Annotated in this window: 18 protein-coding genes; 3 read left to right on the top strand and 15 right to left on the bottom strand. The window is 61.2% G+C overall.

What is annotated here, in order from left to right; all coding sequences use genetic code 11:
* Positions 1 to 2 precede the first annotated feature (2 nt).
* From J3R84_RS33865 to J3R84_RS33850, 4 genes are all read right to left on the bottom strand, one after another.
* Entirely contained in the window at positions 3 to 1,283 is a 1,281-nt protein-coding gene (locus J3R84_RS33865) for an HlyD family type I secretion periplasmic adaptor subunit (RefSeq protein WP_082557409.1), read from the bottom strand.
* A gap of 60 nt (positions 1,284 to 1,343) precedes the next feature.
* Complete coding sequence (locus J3R84_RS33860; protein ID WP_203529675.1) at positions 1,344 to 3,521, bottom strand: type I secretion system permease/ATPase; 2,178 nt, start codon at positions 3,519 to 3,521, stop codon at positions 1,344 to 1,346.
* A 33-nt stretch (positions 3,522 to 3,554) separates the two neighbouring features.
* Positions 3,555 to 5,000 (bottom strand): TolC family outer membrane protein, encoded by a 1,446-nt coding sequence (locus tag J3R84_RS33855; RefSeq protein ID WP_057217284.1) that lies wholly within the window; start codon positions 4,998 to 5,000, stop codon positions 3,555 to 3,557.
* 356 nt (positions 5,001 to 5,356) lie between these two features.
* Positions 5,357 to 6,112: a GGDEF domain-containing protein gene (locus J3R84_RS33850; protein ID WP_082557407.1), complete on the bottom strand. Its 756-nt coding sequence runs from the start codon at positions 6,110 to 6,112 to the stop codon at positions 5,357 to 5,359.
* Between the two features lie 311 nt (positions 6,113 to 6,423).
* Between J3R84_RS33850 and J3R84_RS33845 the strand changes: the two genes are divergently transcribed.
* Positions 6,424 to 6,690 carry a hypothetical protein gene (locus J3R84_RS33845; RefSeq protein WP_146160938.1) on the top strand — a complete coding sequence of 89 codons (267 nt, stop codon included), beginning with the start codon at positions 6,424 to 6,426 and terminating at the stop codon, positions 6,688 to 6,690.
* A 195-nt stretch (positions 6,691 to 6,885) separates the two neighbouring features.
* On the top strand, positions 6,886 to 7,353 hold the full coding sequence (locus J3R84_RS33840) for a hypothetical protein (protein WP_057217281.1): 468 nt from the start codon (positions 6,886 to 6,888) through the stop codon (positions 7,351 to 7,353).
* On the opposite strand, the gene J3R84_RS33835 is transcribed toward J3R84_RS33840, so the two are convergent.
* Both J3R84_RS33835 and J3R84_RS33830 read right to left on the bottom strand, forming a co-directional pair.
* Entirely contained in the window at positions 7,343 to 7,999 is a 657-nt protein-coding gene (locus J3R84_RS33835) for a response regulator (protein WP_057208345.1), read from the bottom strand. The two genes, J3R84_RS33840 and J3R84_RS33835, sit on opposite strands and share 11 nt — an antisense overlap.
* Entirely contained in the window at positions 7,996 to 9,390 is a 1,395-nt protein-coding gene (locus tag J3R84_RS33830; RefSeq protein WP_225968657.1) for a sensor histidine kinase, read from the bottom strand. Before J3R84_RS33830 ends, J3R84_RS33835 begins: the two co-directional genes overlap by 4 nt.
* A 275-nt stretch (positions 9,391 to 9,665) precedes the next feature.
* Between J3R84_RS33830 and J3R84_RS33825 the strand changes: the two genes are divergently transcribed.
* Entirely contained in the window at positions 9,666 to 10,355 is a 690-nt protein-coding gene (locus J3R84_RS33825) for a hypothetical protein (RefSeq protein ID WP_203529668.1), read from the top strand.
* A gap of 306 nt (positions 10,356 to 10,661) precedes the next feature.
* Here J3R84_RS33825 and J3R84_RS33820 read toward each other — a convergent pair whose 3' ends face one another.
* From J3R84_RS33820 to J3R84_RS33780, 9 genes are all read right to left on the bottom strand, one after another.
* Positions 10,662 to 11,549, bottom strand: a complete 888-nt coding sequence (locus J3R84_RS33820) for a UTP--glucose-1-phosphate uridylyltransferase (protein WP_057208339.1) — start codon at positions 11,547 to 11,549, stop codon at positions 10,662 to 10,664.
* A gap of 17 nt (positions 11,550 to 11,566) precedes the next feature.
* The gene (locus J3R84_RS33815; protein WP_203529666.1) at positions 11,567 to 12,754 is read right to left on the bottom strand and encodes a polysaccharide pyruvyl transferase family protein; all 1,188 of its coding nucleotides are present in this window, start codon (positions 12,752 to 12,754) and stop codon (positions 11,567 to 11,569) included.
* Positions 12,755 to 12,766: 12 nt separating this feature from the next.
* On the bottom strand, positions 12,767 to 14,101 hold the full coding sequence (locus J3R84_RS33810) for a glycosyltransferase family 4 protein (RefSeq protein ID WP_203529664.1): 1,335 nt from the start codon (positions 14,099 to 14,101) through the stop codon (positions 12,767 to 12,769).
* A complete protein-coding gene (locus tag J3R84_RS33805; protein WP_146160939.1) occupies positions 14,098 to 16,326 on the bottom strand; it encodes a hypothetical protein in 2,229 nt (742 codons plus the stop codon). Before J3R84_RS33805 ends, J3R84_RS33810 begins: the two co-directional genes overlap by 4 nt.
* 14 nt (positions 16,327 to 16,340) lie before the next feature.
* Entirely contained in the window at positions 16,341 to 17,072 is a 732-nt protein-coding gene (locus tag J3R84_RS33800) for a hypothetical protein (protein WP_057208333.1), read from the bottom strand.
* 9 nt (positions 17,073 to 17,081) lie between these two features.
* A complete protein-coding gene (locus J3R84_RS33795; protein WP_057221335.1) occupies positions 17,082 to 18,335 on the bottom strand; it encodes a glycosyltransferase family 4 protein in 1,254 nt (417 codons plus the stop codon).
* Complete coding sequence (locus J3R84_RS33790) at positions 18,332 to 19,171, bottom strand: class I SAM-dependent methyltransferase (protein ID WP_057217272.1); 840 nt, start codon at positions 19,169 to 19,171, stop codon at positions 18,332 to 18,334. Before J3R84_RS33790 ends, J3R84_RS33795 begins: the two co-directional genes overlap by 4 nt.
* Positions 19,168 to 21,192 carry a glycosyltransferase family 2 protein gene (locus J3R84_RS33785; protein ID WP_225906501.1) on the bottom strand — a complete coding sequence of 675 codons (2,025 nt, stop codon included), beginning with the start codon at positions 21,190 to 21,192 and terminating at the stop codon, positions 19,168 to 19,170. Before J3R84_RS33785 ends, J3R84_RS33790 begins: the two co-directional genes overlap by 4 nt.
* A gap of 292 nt (positions 21,193 to 21,484) precedes the next feature.
* Entirely contained in the window at positions 21,485 to 22,144 is a 660-nt protein-coding gene (locus J3R84_RS33780) for a calcium-binding protein (RefSeq protein ID WP_057217270.1), read from the bottom strand.
* Positions 22,145 to 22,224: the final 80 nt, after the last annotated feature.

The raw sequence follows: 22,224 nt of genomic DNA, 5'->3' as shown, positions 1-22,224 counted from the left end.
CGTCAGCGCTCCCGCAGAGCTTCCTCGCGCGCCTTGTTGATCGGCTTCATCAGATAGGCAAGGATCGTTTTCTTGCCGGTCATGATATCCACGGACGCAATCATGCCGGGCATGATCGCATATTCGCGCCCATCCTTCACCAGCGCGGCTGTGTCGGTCTTGACGCGCACGAGATAGTAGGTTTCGCCATTGTTCTGATCAACCAGGCTGTCGGCGCTGATGGTCTCAACGACACCGCCGAGGCCACCGTAAATCGAGAAGTCATAAGCCGAGACCTTGATCAGTGCCGGCTGGCCGGCGCGCACGAACGCAACGTCCCTTGGAGATAGCCGTGCCTCGACGAGCAGAATCTCCGACGTCGGTACGACGCCGGCGATCACCCCACCGGGCGTCACATAGGCGCCGACTGTGTTGACATCGAGCGTATTGATGATGCCGTCGACTGGTGAGCGAATGTCGGTGTTGGCGACCCGGCTGCTGGCGCCGCGGATGGTTTCCTCGATAACGGAAAGTTGCGAAAGCGCCTCGGTCTTTTCCGCCAGGGCCTCCTGCTTCAGTTGCAGCGACAATTCGGTCACCTGGAGGGTTGCCTCCCTGAGCGCCGCCTCTAGCTTTCCGACTGACTCCTTCCAGAGGGCGAGCTGACCCCGGGTATCGGTCAGCTCTTTCTCGACCCTGAGCACCTCGGTTTGCGCGACGAGCTTGCGCTTGACCATCGGCGCGAGCATTTCCTGTTCTTGCTCGGTCAACTGCAGGCTCTCTGTCAGGCGGGTGATATTGGCCGCCGCCTCGGCAAGCTCCTTCTGCCGCTGGCCTTCGCGCGCTTGCATGACCGACAGCTTGTTGTTGAAATTGCCGGCCTTGGCTTGAAGCAGTTGTTCCTCGTTCGCGCATATGGCCGGCGCGACCTTAGTGATGTCCTCAGGACATTGGTATTTTGCGTCGTAGGCCCCGGTCTCCTCGAGTTTGAGCCGCGCGACTTGCGCGCGCAGCGATCGCCCCTTGGCCTCGAGTTCGCCAAGGGAGGAGCCGCTCGCGGTATCGTCGAGCCGGAGGATCAGATCGCCGCGGCGAACGACCTGTCCGGGCTGTACCGCGATCTCGCGCACGATGCCGGGTTCACTCGACTGGATAATCTGCGTCTTCGAGACGGGGATGACCTTGCCTTCACCGCGGGCGATCTCATCAACCTCGGCGATCGCCGCCCAGGCGACGAAAGAGCTGATCAGCAAGCCGATGACAAGCAACCCGGCGCGCGCGGCAAGCGGCGGTTTCTCAGTCATGCTGACCCCTCCCGCCATTTGCGAACCGACGTCTTTTCGTCATCTTTGTGAAAGCGTGCATCATAGGCCGGCTCCGGCCACTGGGCCAGCAGGACCGGGCCGCCTTTGCAACTGCTCGATGACCTCAGCCTTCGGGCCATCGGCAACGACGCGCCCGCGGTCAAGAACCAGCAGCCGATCGACGAGGCTCAGCATGCTATGGCGATGCGTCGATATCAAAAGGGTGACATCGCTGCTGAAGACGGTGGAGAGCTTGTTGATCAGCTCACGTTCGCTTGCAAGGTCCATTGCCCCGGAGGGTTCATCAAGGAAGACGACCTTCGGCTTGCGCAATAGCAGCCGTGCGATGGCGACCGCCTGGCGTTGCCCGCCGGAAAGCTGAGAACCGCGTTCACCTACGGGCATGTCATAGCCGCGCGGATGGTGGGAGACGAATTCGTCCACGCCGGCAAGCCTCGCTGCCGCCACCACTTCTTCATCGCTGGCGGTCGGATTTGCCATCAGGAGGTTTTCCTTGATCGTGCCCGAGAACAGATCAGAATTCTGCGACACGAACGATACCGCCGAGCGAACGACAGAGGGGTGCAGTTGGCGAATGTCGACGCCGTCGAGCAGGATTCGCCCCGCGCTTGGTGGGTAGAGGCCGGCAAGCAGACGGCCGATCGTCGTCTTGCCGGAACCGATGCGGCCGATGATGCCCACCCGCTCTCCCGCTTTGATCGCCACGTTCATGCCGCTGACCACTTTGTGGTCGGTCCCCGGGTAGGCGAAGTCGAGATTGGCGAAGGTAATGCTGCCGTTGCGGATCTCGCGATTAACGAAACCGATCGTATCGGGCCGATCCTCCGGCTGCTCCATCACCGCATTCAGGATCCGCAGCGATAGAAGCGCCTGGCGCAGTCGCGCCAGCGTCATCGCAATCTGGCCGAGCGGTGCGACGGCGCGGCCGGCCAGCATGCTGGCGGCGATGATCGCGCCCGAGGAGATGTTTCCTTCGGTGAATTCATAGGCGCCGGCCACGACGATGCAGACCGTCACCAACTGCTGCACGAACTGCGTCGCGTGCGACGCCCAGGAGGAAATCTCCTTGATTTTCTCGGCCGTGTTCGAGGAATGCTTGGCCAATTCGTTCCAGCGGCGAAGCAGCTGTTTTTCCGAATGCAGCGTTTTCACCGTCTCGATCGCGCTGATCGTTTCGACCAGGAGTGCCTGGCGCTGGGCGGACTCGTTGGATGCCGCGGCGACGCGATTGCCGATCTTGTACTGCGCGACGTAGCCGATGATGAGGCTCAAGATAAAAGCAATCGCTGGAATGAGCGCGATCCAACCTGCCACCGCATAGATGGCGGCGATGAAGACGAAGACGAAAAGACTGTCGATGATCATGCTGAGCGTATTCGACGTGAAAAACTCCCGCACGAATTCGTACTGCATCGCCCGGTTCGCATACTCGCCGGTGGACGGCGGCCGCGACGCCATGGTTGCATGCAGAATCTTCTCGAATAGCATGTAGGAGAGTTTCAGATCGGCCTTGCGGCCGGCGTAGTCGATCAGCGCCGCGCGTACGGTCTTCAATAGGAAATCGAAAAGGATGGCGGTGCTGATGCCCAGCGCCAGGACCCAGAGCGTCGCGATCGCCTTGTTCGGCAGGATGCGATCGTACACGTTCATCGTGAACAGCGGCGCGGCGAGCGCCAGGACGTTGATGAAGAATGTCGCGATCGCCACCTGGACATAGGCTTGCCAGAAGGGCTTGATCGTCGAAGTCAGCCAGTGCCGGCGGTCAATGTTGCGCGCCTCGCCAACACCCCGGCCGGCAGCCGCGTTCAAATAGGTCGCCGAGAACGATGCGGCATAGGCGAGCCCGCCGAGTTGCAGATCGGACAGCTTCACCGCCGTCTCGTCGGGCCTTGCCAATTTGTTCGAAAGACTGAGAGTCCCGTCCGGCGCCTCCTCCAACAACGCCGTGGCGCTGCCATCGCGAAAGACGAGCAGCAGCGGGAACACGAAATCGCGATTGGCAAGGGCCCGCGTGGAAACAAGCTCCGTCTCCAGGCCAACGCGCTCAGCTATGCGGGAAACGTCTTCGGCGCTCGGCGACCGGGCGTCGAAGGGCACGTCGGAATAGAGCACACTGTCTGACGAGGGGCGGTTCAAGAAGACGCAAATCTCCTTGAACGCCTCGGAAAAGCCAGTCAAGGACGGGCCAATCTGCGCATGCCTGTCAATAGCTTGCATCACCACCGGTTGTGTCCGCCCTCACGAGGACTATCATTTCTGCCGGATCGGCGCCAACAAGTCGAGCGGCAAATCGTTCGTCTGGCGCGACGGAACACGGCGATAGGTTTCCGTAGCAGGCGTGTCCGGAACATTGAACTCGGTGCGCGCATAGGCTTCGGATTGAGCCGGTGCTTTGATCTGCATCGTCGCCAGGAGCTGGCCAGTTGCGGCAAGCAGGCGATATTCGGCAAACAAGGCTGCATATTGCGATGTTTTCGCCAGGACGCTGACATTGAAACGTGCGTTCTGCGCGCCCAGCACGTCGAGCAGCGAGCGCTGGCCGACCTTGAGCTGCTCGCGATAGGACTCGACGATCTGCACGTTCATCTGGGCCTGTGCATTCAGCGTGCGCGAAATGTCATACTGGCTCGTGCGGCGTTCCCAGGAAATGCGAACGGCCTCCTCGACCTCGCGATGCGCCTGGTGGAAGACCAGCCGCTGCTCGCTCGCCCGGCGCATCTGTTCCTGCTCGTTGGCGATGTCTATGCCGCCACGATAGAGATTCCATTTTGCGACGATCCGCGCTTGCGCGTCCCAGGAATTGCCGGTCGCGCCGTCGATATCGTTTCCGGAGCGCACGCTTCCTTCGGCAAAGACCTCCGGAAACATGCTCGAGCGCGCAGCCTTTACCTGCGAGTCCGCGACACTGATGTCGGAATCGGCAGCCTTGATGCGCGGGTTGTTGCCGCGGGCGATGCCGATCGCCGTCTCCAGCGTTTTCGGCAAGACGTTCGCAACCGACTTCGGCATCGACGGCTTGGTAAGCGGCTGGCCCACCAGGCGATTGAAGCTGATCTTGACGGTATCGAGCGCTTCCTCCGCTTCCAATAGGCGGGCCTTTGCGGAAAGCAGGCGTTCACTGGCCTGTTGGCGATCCGCATCAGTCAACGTTCCACCTGAAATCAGCGAGCTGATATCCGATAGGATCGACTGATGAACGCCGACGTTCTTGCGGGCCTCCGCCACGATCTGCTGCTGAAGAATATACTCGAAGTACTCGCGGACGATCTGCAACCCAATGGTTTCGGAACGTTCCAGCACACGGAAGGAGGCGCTGTCGACGCGTGCTGCCTGCCGCTCCAGTTCGGCACGACGACCACCGCCGTCAAAGAGCTTCTGAGTGACTGTCAGACCGACATCGGAAGGATAGAGCGGGTCGTTTTCGATGGAGCCGAGCCGTCGTGCTTCGTCCTCGAGGTGTTGCACGCCCGTGGAAGCTTCCACATCGAGGCTCGGCAGGTAGAGACCGCGGGCCTGCCGCAGTTCGAACTCGATCGCCTCGCGGTTCTCCATCGACTGCCCGATCTCCGGGTTCGATTCCATCGCGATTTGAAGCGCTTCCCTGAGCGTCATCGCATCGGCCGCACCGCCCGCAAACACGGTTGACGCGAGCAGAATAGAAAACAACCCGCCCTTAAAGGTTTTCCCCACGTTCAATACTATCCCCCTCGCAATCAGTACGTCACGCTTGCAAATCCAAGCGCACATTACAACTGCAGAAATTTATCGCTAAATAATACAGCTGTAATAAAAGGCGGCCACCACTTTTGGGGTGGTGCAAGAGTATCCCAGCCTTTCGCACGGTCATGTTGCAAAAATGGAACAATCGCGCCCTTTAAGCCGGGATCCGTTAAGCTATTGAAATAGAACCGATCGCGCATCGCGTCTTCAGGATTTGAGCGACTAAGTTGCCGTCTACAACTCAATGCAGGTGCGAATTCAGCCGCTGAATCTCAGTCGCCGCGCGCAAGGTTGTATCTTCACCTAACGTGAGCGCCAGCGCCCACATTGATTCAAGCCGAGGGCAGGCGGACAAAACCGACGCTCTGAGTCGCCGCAACAGCAACGGCCTCGGAAGCGGCAGTGCGGCGCAGCTGCTCCAGGTCAACGCTGCCGTCGAACAACGCACCGCCAACGCTGAAGGCAAGATCGACCTTGCTGCCGTCGGCAGCGAAATGCGACGAGGTCAGCGCTTTCGTCAGGCGTGTGCAAACCTGCTCTGCATCAGCTTCGGTCGCACCCACCAACAGGACGTCGAAGCTCGCTGGACCGGTTCGCGCGACGACATCGTCGCGCCGCACCGAGGTGCTGATGGTGGAGGCGACGAATTGGAGCAGTTCATCACTCCATTCCGGGCCGAAAGCGGCGCCGACATCGTCGAGATTGTTGATCCGCAGATGGATGAGAGCCCCGTGAAGCTCCTCGGCACCGCGCTGACGGCGGCGCTCGAGACCATTAACATGCTGGACGAGCCCGCGGCCGGTAACGCAGCCGGTCGTGGCGTCATGGGCAACGACGTGGTTGATCTGGTTGCGGAGGCGCTGGGCCCGGCGAAACTGCATGGCCGCGACGACGATCAGCGGCACACCCATCAGCAAGGAAATCAAGGCCGCGCCGACCATCGCTGCCGCATAGGGCCGGTCGACGAGAGCGACCAGGCTGAGATAAACCAGAACCTGGGCGAGTACGGCGAAACCAACGATGCCGGCCAGGACATAGCGCACGATCCGCCAATCCCTCTGCCCGTTGAATGGTAACTCTCTCTGCATGCATCCAGCTCCCGATTCACTGACGATAATCGGTCTAGTGCGGTTTTATGCATATTCCCTTTCCTAGGTATCTACAACTTTATGCACCGCATAGAATGTACCAGGGAAATGCACCAAAACGGCATAACTGCCGCCTGAATATTCGCGCTCGGCGTGCAAATTCAAGACGGCCGCGGGGAAAACCCGTTCTTCCGCTGTCGAGAAAGCGCGTCCGGCGGACTTTGGTCCTACTCCTGATCCGACTTCAGTCCGCTTTGACACAGGCCCGCTTGTTCCGCACGCTGACAGCATGTTGGGCTGGTGTCACGAAAATGAGGATCAAGAACTCTCTGAGCCGACTTCTTTCTCCGACGCTCGGGCAAGAACTGGCGCCCAGGACACATGTTCTGGAGTCTCTTCTTGACCTTTGCCAAGCCTACAACCTGGCGGTCACGGAACTGCACAGGCTACAGCTAGAAACGCATCCGCGGCAGGATGCGATCCGGGAGTTTGAAGTTCTGTGTCGCGATATTGAAATGCGGCTCATGTCCTGTATTGAGAAGGTGGACCGTGCCGGCAAAGCCGAAGGTCCGCACTGAAAGCCTGCCACGGGTCGTTCGCGGCGCCCTGGCCCAACGCGTTTCAGCGATCAGGGCTTTCATTTACAGGGGTTTGTCGAGGCGGTTGTCTCGGTTGAACTCATGCTATCGACCGCCGGATTGCGGTCTGGCAGAGCATGCCCAATCTCGACAACCTGTCGAAGCCCGGGCAAAGTTCTGTACTTAGGAGATGTCATGCCTACGCGTCGGAAGTTTCTTACCGCAGTCAGTTCGGGAGCCGTTTGTCTGTTCGCCACAGCCCTTCCATATACCCTCGGCCCTGCCGGCTCGTTGCTGGAACTTGTTCCCCAGGCCGCTTTTGCCAAGAGCGGGGAGAATAACGGCAATGGTGGGGGCGGCGGCGGCGGCGGTAGTAACGGTGGAGGAAATGGCGGAGGAAGTGGTGGAGGAAATGGCGGTGGTAACGGCGGAGGAAACGGAGGGGGCAGGTCTGGAAAAGGCAACTCGAGCGGCGGCAACGCCCGTGGCAATTCGAAGGGTGCCGGCGGCGGTGCTTCCAGGGTCGGCGTGCGCCATGCCGATGGTATGAGCGAGGAGATCAATAACGGCCGCTACATAATGAAGGATGCGCGGGGGCGCACGATCATCAACCGAAAGGCGACCCTGGCGGACTTGAAACGAATTCAGTCCCTCATTCAGTGAGGGGACGCCAATCGGCCGCGTCGCGCAGCACCATGGCAGCCTCGGTTCGGTTGGTGACACTGAGCTTGGCCATGATCTGCGTCATATGGTGCTTTACTGTCTTTTCCTGAAGTTCGAGTTTCCGGGCGACGTGCTTGTTGCTCATGCCTGCGGCCACCAACTGCAGCACTTCATGTTCACGCGCGGTCAGGCTGGCGACTAGGGCCGACAGGTTTGATGGACCGCGCGTCCGATTGGAGAGAAGTTTGGCCGAGAGCGCCGGAGTGACATAGCTCTCGCCCGTGGCGACGTTGCGTATGATTTCCGCCAGGGCTCGGCCACCTACGCCCTTCAGCACATATCCCAGCGCCCCTCGTTCGAGGGCTGCAGTGACATCGTCGCTCGTTTCGGAAACGGTCAGCATGATGATTTTTTGCGACGGCGATAACTCGAGGATAGGTGGGATTGCGTTCAAGCCGCCCCCCGGCATGGATATGTCCAGCAGCATGACATCGGGACGCAGATTCTCGGCAATAAGCAGGGCATCATCCCTGGAACTCCCCTCGGCAACGATTTCGAAGCCGCCGATCTCCAGCAGGCTTCTTGTTACGCCCTCTCGAAACAAGGGATGGTCATCGACCACGGCTATGCGTATCGCTGTCTTCATACCGCTTTTGTCTCCTCGGTGCTGATTGTCATACGAACAACGGTGCCAGATGTTGAGACTTTAATCTCGAAGGCTCCACCCAAGCTTTCGATGCGTTCCCTTAATCCCTCAAGGCCAAGGCCCGTTGGCTCGACGCGATCCGGGTCGAAGCCAGGCCCATTGTCCCCGACCTCGACCGTCACCTGCTCACCCACCGTCGATTGCGAGACACGCTGGCCGACGCCGCCGCCATGGCGGTACGCGTTGTTGAGCGCTTCCTGCACGAAACGGTAGATGCAGATTTTGGCGGACAGAGCGAGGTGATCAGGCGGGTCGAAAACCGACAGTTCCACGGTCGTTTCCGTTCGCTGCTGATGGGCGTGAACGACCCGCTTCAAGATCTCGGGCAGGGTCGCTGTTTCTATCTGCGGCAGAACAAGACCGCTGCAGATCGTCCGGATCTCCTGCATTGCTTCATCGAGGCTTTCCTTGATTTCGGCGATGCTGCGCTCGCGCGTCGCTCCGGGTGTTTTCGGGTTCGTCAAAGCATCGCTGTCGAGCCGCAGGGAGGCGAAGGCCAGCAGTTGCGCCGGCCCGTCGTGCAGATCAGCGCCGATGCGGCGCAGATGACTTTCGTTGAGCGCCGCCGTGCGCTGCGAGGCCCGCTGGAGCCGCCCACGTAGAGCTTCGTTCTGCGCGAGCAGTGCTGAAAGCTGGGCGATCCGATCCTTGAGCGCATGGCGCTGCGTTTCAATGGTCCGGCTGCCTCGCAGCACGATCGCAGAGAGAACCACGAAAAAAGCAAGCGTGAAGGCTGCGACCGCTAACCAGGTATAGAAGCGCGCTTGGTTCAAGCCGTGTTGGAAATCATAGGAGACCTCATGAAATTCAGAAACGGCGACGACCTCTCCCGACCACGGTTGCAGCACCGGATTGTAGATCTCAAGGATCGGCATGTCGGCGGGGCGTTTGTCTGACTGCTCCCCTGATTGATCGAAGAGCGCCACCATCCTGCCGGAGAATGCCGTTCGCAGCTCGTCGCTGAGCTCCAGCCGTTTTCCAATCTGGGCTTCGTCGCTTGAATAGAGAACCGTGCCGTCTGCCCGCCAAAGGCGGAAGGACACGAGACGGTCTCCCAAGGCGCCCTGACCAAGGGTTTCGTCGAGAGCGCGCGCGACACCGCCGTCGAGTATCTGGGTCGTCTGCATATCGGGCAACAACGGTGCTATCACACTGTCCACATAGAGAGCCGTGGTTGCGGCGGAGTTGCGAGTGACGGCCTCCTCGATAAGGCGTGAAACAAACGCCCCAACCAGCACCATTGCAGCCGCTGCAACAAGGCCGCCGATCAGCAGGAACTGCGATGCCAGTGAGCGGGCGTTCCAATTTTTGATGAGTTGGGTGGCGCGCACGAAATTTCCCGGTATCGACTGCTGGTCGCCAGCGTCGCTGTGGTACAACAAACCCACGTTAACCTAAACGCTTGGGCAGGCTGGTCAATGCCGTGGCACGGTTCTCAATCCTTATCGGACCTTAGGCTGTCTGCCGGACAGGACCAAGGTCCTATAGGCCGCCGCAATGGTCCGGGGGGCATAGTCGCTCCCTTTTGCCCAAGATAAGTTACGCTTCTCTACAAACGCGGCCTTCATCGAAGTCGGTGCCGCGGCTATTCGAAGAGGAGTTTCTTATGGTTTTCGCGAAAGCAATCGCTCGTGGCGCCTTGGCGCTGAGTCTGGTCGTAGCCCCCGCGGTAGGCGGGATGGTCGGTGCGGCGGGCACAGCCCTGGCCAAGGAAGGCCATGGCAATTCCGGTGGCGGCGGCGGCGGCGGCGGTAATGGAAATGGAAATGGAAATGGCGGCAACCATGGCGGGGGCTCAGGTTCCAGCCATGGAAAATCGGGAACCGCGCGTGCAAGCAAGGACACCCGGTCGGGCAAGGCCAGCGCCAGCGACACGCCGACGTGGAAATCATTGTTCACACGTGGCAAGAAAGGCCCGGACACCGCGAAAAAAGCTGCGAAGGCCGACAAGTTGACCAAGGTGGAGCCAATTGAAGCTGGCGTCGGCACGCCGGGACTGCGCTCGCTGAACCGCAACTATCACGCTTATCTCAACTCGAACGATCCCCGTATGGCCGCGGTTTCCGCCTACGCCATCGCCTATGCAGAGTTTGAGGCTGAGAACGGCGTGGACGCCATCCCAAGCGACCCAGCCCTCAGCGACGAGGCTCTGCGCGATGCGCTTGCCGGCTTCTCGAAAGACGGTGTCGTAACCGATGATATGCTCGACGAAGCCAAGGATATCCTTGGCGTCGGGCCTGACGTCGGCAAGATCGATCAGATCCGCGAAACGCTTCCTCCGGCACCCGTGAATTGACCGTTGTGGCCCGCCATTCGGCGGGGCCAGACAGTTGATCGTGGTCGGCAGATAACGGGGCGCCAAGGATTCTCCGGTCTCGTGATCGTTGAAAATCCGGAAGAGATTGACAGCCAAATCAAACAAGGCCCGCAAACAGGAATGTCTGCGGGCCTTTTGATGTTCTACAGCGCCGCACGTCTTATTAGACGCGAAAAGGTCGCTGTAGCCCTTTGAACTGCTGCATGTTTTTATCCTTAAACGCCGCCGCCATGAACACAGATTGCGCAACCTGGCGGCACGGCCGCTCCTTGCGGCGTAGCGTCATCAGGCGATTGCGCGCAGGGGCGTCATCAGTGCATGCATCTCGCCGGAGATCCCTGCTGCAATGTCGGCGCGCGCCATTGCCATGTGCAGGTTGGCCGCGACGAAGCCGGTCGGATTTCCGCAGTCGAACGTGCGGCCGCCGAATTCGAAAGCGCGAATTTCCTGGTCTTTCATCAGGGTGATCATCGCGTCGGTCAACTGGATCTCGCCGCCTGCACCCGGCTCCTGGTTTTCGAGGATGTTGAAGATCTCCGGCTGCAGAATGTAGCGCCCTGAGATAAACAGGTTGCTCGGCGCCGTGCCCGGGGCCGGTTTTTCCACGAGGCCATCGACCAGTGCGCCCCCAATGGTCTGCTTCAGGGAAACGATGCCGAATTTGTGAGCCTCTTCCGGCAAGCACCGTTCGACCGCCACGACATTGCCGCCATGTCGCTGGTGAAGGGTCGTCATCGATTGGAGGCAGGGTTCGTGATCGACCATCAGCATATCCGGCAGCAGCACGGCGAAAGGTTCGTCGCCGACGATGTGGCGCGCCGTCCAGACGGCGTGGCCAAGGCCACGCGCCTGTTGCTGACGCACGAATGAGATGCTGCCGACATCAGGCGTTGCCGTCGCCAGCCGATCGGCAAGCGGGTTCTTGCCGGCTCGCCGCAGCGTTGCGTCGACCTCGAATGCGTGATCGAAATAATCCTCGATCGCACCCTTCATGCGGCCGGTGACGATGATGACGTGTTCGATGCCTGCGGCAAACGCCTCGCTGACGATGTAGTCGAGGATCGGCCGATCAACGATCGGCAGCAGTTCCTTGGGAACGCTTTTTGTCGCCGGCAGCATTCGCGTACCGAATCCGGCGGCCGGGATGATCGCCTTGCGCACTTTGTTCTGCATGTCAGCACCTTTTCGCTTCAAGCAACTCGGGAGATTTTTGCGGGTGGGGATTTGAGGATGTCGTGCATCTTGTGCTCGACACCATTTTCAGTAAGGAAACGGTACATTTCGCCGTAGGTGTGGAACCAGGCACGGTTGTACCTATCGAAGAGGGCCTGGTCCCAATAGTCCTCGAGGCAGAACGCCTGCTGCCCGAAGATGTCGAAACTGGGGATCTTGAATGTGTCGCAGAACTCGGCCGTTCGGCTGTCATAGGTGCAGTAGATCGACGGAACCCCATTCGCCAGCGCCATGAGATTGCCGTGCAGGCGGTAGCCGAGCACCAGGTCCTGGGCGCGGATCAGCCGTTCGTAATCGGCAACCACATCGGAATAGAACAGCCTTTGCTGGTAGAGGCGCAGCATCACCTCATCGAGATACCAAGACGATGTCCAATGGTCGGCCTTGAGCGCGGCGAGTGCTTCTTCGCGCTGGGCCTCGTCTCCCAGGACAAGCTTCTTTTCCTCGACCTCGCCCTGCGTCAACAGCACGGTCTCGAAGCGCCCTGCCACGGTTTTCACCAGTTCGCGGTGGAAGCCGAGATAGCGTTCGATATCCTTGGCATAGGCATTGGAGACTTCTCGCCTGACGGTGACCCCGACCTTGCGGACCTGTTCGAGCGGCGGCAGCGTGATGCGCAATTCCGGATCGTTCAGGCGGAAGGCGGTCGGGCATCCGATGATCCGGACGTTGCGGATGCCGAGATCCCACAGAACCTCGGCCGAATAGGCGCCCCGCACACCGATTGATGCCGTCGATTCCGACATCAGACGCAGAACGGCGCGCGTATCGTCGGAGAGCCTGATTTTTCCATCCACCGGCGCCTGCGCGCCGATGCCGAAGCCGATCACAGGCAGGCCGAGCGCCTTCAGGACCGTTGCTGCCGCCTCCCAGTTCATGGCGTCGTGAATGTAATTTGATCCGCGCAGGAACACGTAGTCGTATTCCTCGCGAAGCCGGGCGATGTCGCGTGGCCTGAATTCCGATATTTCGAGCACACCGAGTTCTTCGAACCGCAGCAGTTTCAGCGACGAGTCGAAGACGAAGGCATCGCCCATATTGTGGTAGTGGTTGATGTGAGACTGGATGTCTTGATGTTGATACCAGCGAACGCTGTCATGTGCGTAGACTTCACCGGCGGGGATCATGACCAATATGCGTGCCAAAAGCTTAATCCGTCATTGGAACTGTGACGAGACGCGCATCTCGATGCGATGTTCGCGTTGCGCGGCACCGTCTTTCTCGCGCAGCAGGCTGCGATAGACGCCCAGGTGTTCCCGTGCGCAATCCTTGGAGCTGAAGGGACCGCGCATGCTGCTGCGCAAGCGGTCCCAGACCGTGTCGTCGTTCAGGACCTCGACGATCCGATCCGCGAGGTGCTGGCCGTTGCCGGCGCGAAAATGCAGGCCATCAGCGCCATCGCGAACTTTCTCGGCCATGCCGCCAATGTCGGAGCAGATGATCGGCCGGCGGTGCAGCAGCGCTTCCTGGATGACGACGGGTGAGTTCTCCCACCAGATCGATGGGAAGATCACCCAATCGACGGAGCGCATGAGCTTCGGCAGATCCGCATTTTGGTAGCTGCCGTAAAAGCGCACCCGACGACCGGCTCGCTCGATCAGCTTCTTCATCCGCGCCTGGAATTCGACCGGTTGGCGCTCGAGATTGGCGCCGAAGATCATCAGGTAGGCGTCATCGCCCCAGATCTCATCCGGTACGCGGCCGATGGCATCGATCAGCACGTCGACGCCCTTGAACGGCGTCATCTGGCCGAAGAAGGCGAAGCGGTTGCGTCGCGCGTCGCTTCGCGCAAGTTCGCGCACGGGTGTCGCTTCCTCGCCCATAATCCCGTTTTCGATGACGTGAATGCGTTGGCGATCTATGCCCCACTCCGCATAGCGCTTGGCGAGAAAGGCGCTCGGCGCAACGAACGCGTCGACCATATCGAGGAGCATGGCGCGCACGAGCGCCTCACGCCGGAGGAACCTTGATGCCGGAATATCCGGAAAACAGCTGTTGCAGGCGGTCGGCGAAGCTTGCTCGCAAAGCTGACCAGTCGGGCGTTTTACCATCTGGCCGTGGTTGTGGCAGATCGGCACGAATTCATGAAGGGTGAGAAGGATTGCCGCGTCTGGCAGTGCGGAGCGCACCGCATAGAGGGCCTCGAGACCGAAACCCAGAACGTGATGGAAATGAATGACATCCGGTTTCACATCGCGCACGAAGCGCAGGAGATCACGCTCGATCGACTCGACGTCCTCATTCGCGAGGTGAAAATGATCATAGGCATCGGTGTGGAACAACACCTCTTCCTGCGGCAGGCGCGCACTCATCAGCGCCGACGAGGCGTGTCGTTGCAGTGGCGGGGAGGCGGCCGCCAGATACACGGATTCGACACCTTCCATCGCGTTCAGGCCGCGATGCAGGTTGTGCGAAGCGATCTCCGCCCCTCCAAGCGAAAACGAGGGGTGCGCATGCGAGATCACCAGGACGCGAAGCTTTTGCTCCCTCATGCGGAAACCCTGTCAAACGATCTTTGGTTCTGGTGAGCACTTCGCCACCGCGACTTGAGGATTTCGACATCGATGCGCTCGGCGAGCGCGGCAAGCTTGCCGTTCTGCTCTCCCGACATCGGCTCGTCGCAGCCGAGCAATTGGATCGATGGCAGCAAGTAGGCAGCGGTGCCTGCCCGGTTGATCCGGAGCCCGATTTCGCAGGCCTTCTGTTTTGAGCCGAGATAGACGCCGCAATCGCGCATCGCGTCGTTCAGGACCGCACGCGGCATGATGCAGCATTCGAGCGACGCGACGTCGACCCGCGTCAATTGCAGTGCCGCAATCGCCATCAGCGGATAACCGGCATAGCGATCGAGCAGCAGTTGATCGCCGTCCTCGGAGAGCCAGCTTCCTGCCCATTTCACCGAGTGATCGTCATAGGCAAGCATCGGCGAAATCACGCTTCCGACGTGGGCCTCTCCGACTGCCGTCAGTGCGTCGTACCAGCCTTTGCCGGTAGGGACGAGTGAGCCCGCCATGGTTACGATCGTGTCGCATGAAACCACCTCCGCCCCGACGGACAGCAGATCGAAGCGATCTTGTGCCGCGGCCGCGCAGACCAGGCGGACCGAGAGACCATAAAACCGTGCCAGCTGTCTAAGACGGACGAGATCCCTCTGGAAGGCCGGCTTGCTGACAACGATCACGAGCGGAGCGCAGCGCGTCTGCGGGTCGAGCGCAAACAATGCGAGGAGCGGGCCGACTTCCGGCATTCCGACGGTGGAGCCGACGATGATGGGAACGCCGGCATTTTCGTCGAACACCCCGACGTCGATGATCGTTTCCATGCGCGGCGCGGCGCAGGCGGCCTTGGAGAGAAGCGGGACGATCTGGTGATCGACGATCGCCGGCAGCGCCCAGTTGGCGGCATCGAACAAAGACAATTGCTGGATTGCGGCCCGTCGCGCCGGCATCCGCTTGGGTGTCAAGGGCAGAAACGCGCGCCGACCTTCTCTCAAGGTCAGTTCAAGATAGGGTGTAGCGTCGAGATTGCCGCCAGGCAGTCTCGCATGGGCGACAAATCCGTGGGCCTGATCGTCGCTGTCGAGCGATGCCCGGAATGCGGGTTGATCGGCGAAGCTTTGCGAAACGTCGAGCCGATCCAGGCGCGTCCAGATGTCGTCGAGCCTGGCCTCTGCGCCCGGCCGCCGCAGTTTGACGGAGGAAACATGGTGCTCCGGGTCGAGCAGCCAGCCCGAAATCAGCATGTCGCCTTCATCGGTTTCGAACACCCGGTCAACGTCCAGGCGAACCGGGTATGGAAGGCTCGATATTGTGTCCTTGCCGGTGAACCCGTTTGCCGCCGAACGCAGGCGCAGCATGGCCTCTGGCGTTGCCCGGGCTTCGAGCAGCACGGACCGGATGTGGTCCGGAGTGTCCAGGGCCGCGCTGATCTGCACGCGCGAATGCGCCGGTGTCAGGTGCCAGCCTCCGCCGGCATTGTAGACGATGCCTTTGAGCGCGTCGGCGCGCACCCTCCCGCCCGTTTCCAGAACGGCGACGAAGCCCAGTTCGCCCTCCGGTATATCCGGCCGGGCAAAACTGGCGACGAAACAATCGGCGACGGTCGTTGCGCCGGCTAGCAGATAGGCTTGGCAACGGCCGGGAACGAATGCGCGGCTCCAGCCCATGATGACGATGACGCCGTCATGGGTCTCTCCGACCAGTTCGATGAAGCCGTCGGACGGCTGCAGTGCCTTGATCAGCGAAAGTCCGGCGAAAACCCTGTTGCGGTTGCCCGGCTGCGCCATGAGCTGATCGGCGAGGCGACTGACGACGACGGCCGTTTCTCCTGCTGCGGTCTGCGCAATAAGGGTTGCGGCATCTTCGATCGAAATCGGTCTGGGGGCAACGATGAAGCGCTCGCTGATGCGCCCATCGTCAACGTCGATCAGCGAGATGGGCACATCGGGCTTCGGTTGCGTCAGGAGCGCCGCAAAACCGTGCGTCGCCGACGGCGACGATGCAGACAAGGGCCAGCTTGCAACAGAAGCGCCGTCTCGCGCGGGCTTTGCGCCATCGGCCCTGACGGAAACAGCGTGGCCCCTGGCTCGTCCGCTGCCAAGGACGAGCATGGTTTCCTGATCGATCCGAGCGGAAACGGCCCGACCCTTGCCGAAGCGCAAGGGTGCCCCCGCGGCGCGGGTGCCGTTGGTGCCAGCGGGTCTTTCATCGTTCGCCATCGTCTGCCGCATCATCATCTTGCCAGCAATGCCAGCAGCGCTCCGGCTGCAAATCCCATGAGGACGAAGAGAAGCAACACGAGCGGCCTGGTCTCGCCGCCCGCCCGTTTTTGAAGTGTGGAGAGTGTCTTCTCCATGCCCGCCACGACGCCATCCATTCGCAGCAGATGCACGTCCAGATCGTCGAGCCGTCGGCTCATCTCGGCACGAAGGCCGTCGATGCCGGCGCTCGGGTCTGCCGCTCCGTCGGTTTCCGCCGCATCTGCACCGATATGAGGTACGCGCTGCAGCGAACGTTGGGAAATCTGCAGCTGACGCTGCGCAGCCATCAGCACGTCCAGTTTGTCAAGCACCCTGGTCAATGGTGCTGCGATCAGCGCTTCGGCTGCCTGTTCGTCGGGTTGCGGCACGCGGAGGGGCTGCCCCGCTCCGTCTCCCGTAAACGCCATGACGACGAGATCGCGGCTGCGCTTCTGCACCGCCTCAGGCAGGGCGATTTCGAATGCGTGCTGGCCGTCACCGATCCCGTTTCGCTTGAGGTCCGGGCGATTGCGGTCGGCGATCGCTTCGGCGACCGGTGCGCCATCGAGGAGGACGCGCACTTTGAGGCGTTGGCCGGGGGCGGCGGGATCGTGCGCCCAGCCGAACAGGCGTCCCCCATCGATGGCATCGACGCGACCGTTGATGGGTTTGGCGCCTTCATTCTCGGGCGGCGGCGTGTCGAGTTTTTCTGCGACTTGGGCCATGGGTCCTCTTTATGCGGCCTGAACCTGCTGGAGATTGAAAAGAGCAAGGTAACGACCGGCTGTGGTGTCGATGTCATCAGGGCGAACGGCTCGGCCGGAAAGCTGTCGCAGAAGCGTCGGCTTTTCGATGACCTGCCGCATGGCGGCTGCGAGCTGGCGTGGATCGTCGGGTGCCACGGTCAGGCCATTGACGCCGTTCCTGACCAGTTCGGCCATTCCGCCGATATTGCTGGCGATCACCGGGCGTCCCTGCGCCTGCGCCTCCTGGATCACCAGCGGCGCATTTTCCCACCAGATGGAGGGGACAACGGTGCAGTCGACGCCGCCGATGAGGGCTGCCACATCTTCTCGGCGGTAGGGGCCGCGCCGCTGGACGAAGGGTGCGGTTTCGGAAAACAGGCGGTCGATGTCGGCGACGAATTCCTGGGTCTGAAACGGTGCGCCGCCATGGACGCGCAGCTCGAAGTCGACGCCATCGGCGATCAGCTGGCGCGCCGCCTCCAGCAGCACCTTGATCCCTTTCCAAGGGTTCAGATTGCCGAAATAGCCGAAGACGGGGCGTCCGCTCTTGGGTTTGTCCTTGCCGGCCTCAAACGCCTGGGGCGGTAGGCCGTTGGCGATGACGGAGATGCGGTCTTCGGCAATTCCCCAGTCGACATAGCGTCGTTTCAGGAACTCGCTCGGCGCAGCAAAACGATCAATCGTGCTCAGAAGCGCCTTGAGATGTTGTTCCCTGAGCGCGAAGCGGTCGGGCTTGATGTCCTTGAAGCAGGCGTGACAACGGTCCGGACTAGAGCCGTGGCAGAGCTCCCGCTTGTCGGTGCGCACCATCAGACCGTCATGATGGCAAATCGGGTAGTAATCATGCAGGGTCATGACGATCTTGCACGCCGGCAACGCTCTGCGCACGATATGTGGAAACTCGGCGCCCATGAGCAGAATATGGTGGAGATGAACCACATCGGGCCGGAATTCGCGCAGCAGTTCCACCAGATCCGGCACGAAACCGTAAAGGTCGATCTGGCTCATGAAAAAGCGATCGAAATGCCCCGCCCAAAGCAGGATTTCGTCGCCTGTCGGCCCTATGGCCTGGAAACTCGTGCCCGGTCTGGCCTCGCGATGGACCTGGTTGACCGCGCCCAGGAACAGCGCCTCGTGTCCTGCGCGCTGGTAGGCGCGGAAGAGATCGTGCGCAAAGACTTCCGTGCCGCCGGGATGAAGGGCCGGATGATTGTGCGCCACCACGAGAATGCGCTCGCTCATGGGCGGCTCCGGTGACGCTCACCCACGAGCACATCTTGATAGTGTGTGCCGCCCGGTTCGCGCCAATGGCCAAAGGACTTGAGCGCGAGCGAGAGACCGGTGCGATTGAACGCGCCGTCGAGAAAACCATCGTCGAAGCCGACGGCGGCCAACGGCGGCTGACCCGGTACGAACCAGCAGGGCCCCTGGCCGGCGCGCTCGAAGGCAAGGCGCGGATCGCGCCGCCCCGTGGCATTTCGCCTGGCGATCTCGTCGACGATGAAGGCTGTCATGAACAAACGGCCGCCATGTGCCAGGACCCGGACGATCTCCGCCAGATAGGCCATGACCTCGTCAGCCGGCAGGTGCGTGACGACCGACGTCATGATGATGAAATCGAACTGCGCGTCTGCAAATGGCAGTTTCAGTTCCCGGCCCTTGATCGTCCCCGTCGGGTTGTAGAGATCATGGGCGATGTCGAGGCGTTGGAAGGTGAAGTTCGGATAGGTCGGCGTCACGGTCGCCCGGCACCAGCGGATGCCGCCCTCCACGGGATCGAGGCCATCATAACGGCCTCGGTCGCCATCGAGATATTGGGTGAGCGGCACGGCCATGCGGCCGATGCCGCAGCCGATATCGAGAACGCGATGATTGGCCCGCAAGCCGCCCATGCGGATGAAATGTCCGAGAAACTCCGCGCCGATCGCACGGAAATCACCGTCGCCGACAAAAATGCTGTTCGCGTCCGGCTGCGGAAGGAACCGGTTGCGCGACACGCTGTCGGTCAGCCAGCGAAGATGTGCGTCGTCCAGTGGCGGTGGTGCACCGATTTCATCGCGGGGCAGGGCATCGATCATGCATTCGTCCATTCAATTGCGTGGTCATCGGGAGACGCGGTCTTGGGGCTGCTCGGCGATCGATAGTCGCGCGCCATCAGCGCGGCGATGTCATCGTCCCAGCGCTGGGTGTGGAGCCAGGAGTTGTATTGGCTGGCGACCCCGCGCATGTAGTCCTGGCTGCGCCGGATCGACTGGCGCTCGAAGTGATACAGGCAGGCCGACGGCTCGTAGCCGATCTCGAAGCCGGCCCGGCGGATCTTCAGGCAAAGGTCGCTGTCTTCATAATCACCGATGATATAGTCCTCGGTGAAGCCGCCGACGCTCTCGTAGAGATCCCTCGTGGTGACGAGGCAGGCGCCCGTGACACCGGGAACCGTTCGCGCCTGCTGCGCCGGCATGTAGTCGCTGGGCATGCCCTTGTAGAAGTGGTGGTTCAGCCAGATCCCACGCTGGTCGCGGCCGAAATAGAGGCCCGCGTGCTGCAGCGATCTGTCTTCGAAGATCAGCCTGGGGCCGACCGCGCCGAACGCCCCGCTCATGATCGGATCTATCAGCGTCTGCACCCAGCCGGGTTCGCAGGGCACGACATCGGAATTGAGCATGACCAGAACGGAGCCGCGCGCCATACGCGCGCCGGTATTGCACGCCCGCGCGTAGCCGCCGTTCCGGTTCATGACCACCAGCCGCATGGGCAAACCGTGCAACAGATGCAGCCCGCCGAGCAGATGCTCGGTCTCGTCCTGAATTTCCGGGGAATCCAGAACGAAGACCAGTTCCGCGTTTTCCATGAGCCAGGGGTCCGTCGCCATGCCCGACAGCTGAAAGCGGAGAAAATCGAGAACCTTGTAGAGCGGGATGACGATGGAAACGAGCGGTGCATGCTGCGGCAGGCCATAGTCTCTCGTCCGCTTGACCTCGACCGTCTTGCCCAGACGTTGCTCCACTTCTCGCAGCGCCGGCGCAAGTATCGTGCGGAATGCATCGTCGATGGCGTGTTGCGGCGGGACCGCGCGCAGGATCTGGTTTCGCTGCAGCACGGGTTCGAAGGGTTGCGGCGGCGGGATGAGGGATTTCACGGCCCCGGAGGCGAGCCGCATCTGAAAACGCGGCTGAAGCAGCGGGCCGAGCGGTTGATCGAGGGGTAGACGGGCAACGAAGCCGGTCACGTCCGTCTTCGATTTGTCGGCCTGTGTCTGCGCCCATCCGGGGAATTCGTAGATATTGCCGTCCAGCGGCACCGCTTTGCCATCCGCCTGCAGATAGTCGATGCCGGCGAGCATGGATGACGGATCATGATACCATCCGCCGACCAGCAGGCTGTCGGAAAGGGCGAGCGCCAGGTCGACCTGTCCGGATGGCTGCTGTGCCGCTCTCGGAACGTGACGCTCTTTCAAGGGCGCCCGGACCTGCAGGTCGATTGCGGTCGCCGGTCCACCGTTCGGCCAGGCGGCGAGATGCTGAACGAGCAATTCGCGCAGTTCGAGCGCGTCGCGATTGTCTGCCCACCAGCGCGTAAGGCTTGGACATTGCGCTTCGCGCTCGGAAAGCTGTCTTATGGCGATGCCGTTCTTGCTGAGCAGCACAATCTGAAAGGGTGGGCTGAGGCTTGGCATCTCGGCAATGAAGTGGCAGGCCTGCCAGGCCGAGCGTGTGCCGCGACGGATGATCGCCTTCGGCCTTAATTGGCTGACGCTTGCAGCGCTCACGACATAGATCCCGAGCTTGTCGTCGAACTCCGGATTGATGGTCGTTTCGATCAAGAACCGTCCGCGGCCCAGCTCGCAGGTGATGCGCGCCGGTCGAGGCGTTGGCGCCAATGCGTTGAGGGCGTCTTCGACGATAAGTGAGAAATATGGGTCGCTAGCGACCTTGAATGCGCTTCGCCACGTCGTCAGCAGGACGTTGAGAAATCTGATACGCGCTTCCGGCGCGAGTTCCAGGAACAGCTGCTCCATGTCGAGTGGAGGCAGACCGCTTGCCGGTTCGATGCCGATCGGCACTGCGCTGTCGCTGCCTTCGACGGCAATGACAGCCGACATCGGCGCTCTCGCTGTCCGCATCGCCCACAGCGTTCGCTGATGTCCGTCAACGAGCGAAAGAGTTACGCTCACGAGCGGCACCGGCGGCTTTGACATCGTCAGCACCGGCCGCGTTGGAATTGGCAGCCCCGGCGGCAGGTCCCAGATGAGAACAGCCAGGTCCGATCCTAAACGAAATGCCTTTGCGTCCCGATGATCGGTATTCGGCTGCTTGATATCGCTGAACGGCAAATTCAATCCCTCTTGGAGTGCGCGCCCTGCGGGAGGAATGCAGGGCACGCCTAGTCCACGCTTAGTGAACCGTGAAATAGTTCTCGGGATTTGCGTGAATGTCGTCGACGTCGACGTTGACCAGGGTCAGTGAATCGCCGTGGCCGAGGTCGATGATGACATTGCCGCCGACCTGGGTGACCCGCGAAGCGAGGTCGTCAGGCGAGGTGATATCGAGACCATTGATGCCCTTCGAGATCTGCAGCAGATCTTCACCGGGCGTGAAGTCGAGGATGACGTCGTTGCCGCCGCCGCCGTCGAATACGAAGACGTCACTGCCGGCACCGCCAACCAGGAGGTCGTCGCCAGCGCCGCCGTCGATGACGTCATTGCCGCCACCGCCGAAGAGCATGTCGCTGCCTTTGCCGCCGGACAGGAAGTCGTTACCCTGACCGCCGAGCAAAATGTCGCTGCCATTGCCGCCGGAAAGGAGATCATCACCCCATCCACCGGTCAGCGTATCGTTGCCGTTCTCGCCATAGAGAACGTCGTCGCCTTCGCCGCCAAACAGCGTATCGTTGCCGTTGCCGCCGAAAAGCTGGTCGTCACCTTCGTCACCGAAAATGATGTCATGTCCGTTGCCGCCGCTCACGAAATCATCACCCGCTCGAGCATGGATGAAATCGTTGAAGCGAGAGCCGAACAGCGCGTCGTCGTATGCGCCGCCTTCTAGTGTGGCCATCTGCCTCTCCTCTTGGTGGATAAATCGCACGTCCACCGACCAGGTCGATGTTGATGCGCCGGGAGTGTGCATCGGCCTCG

This window comes from Ensifer canadensis, from assembly GCF_017488845.2.
Taxonomy (GTDB): domain Bacteria; phylum Pseudomonadota; class Alphaproteobacteria; order Rhizobiales; family Rhizobiaceae; genus Ensifer; species Ensifer canadensis.
This window is presented reverse-complemented; position numbering and strand designations above follow the sequence as displayed.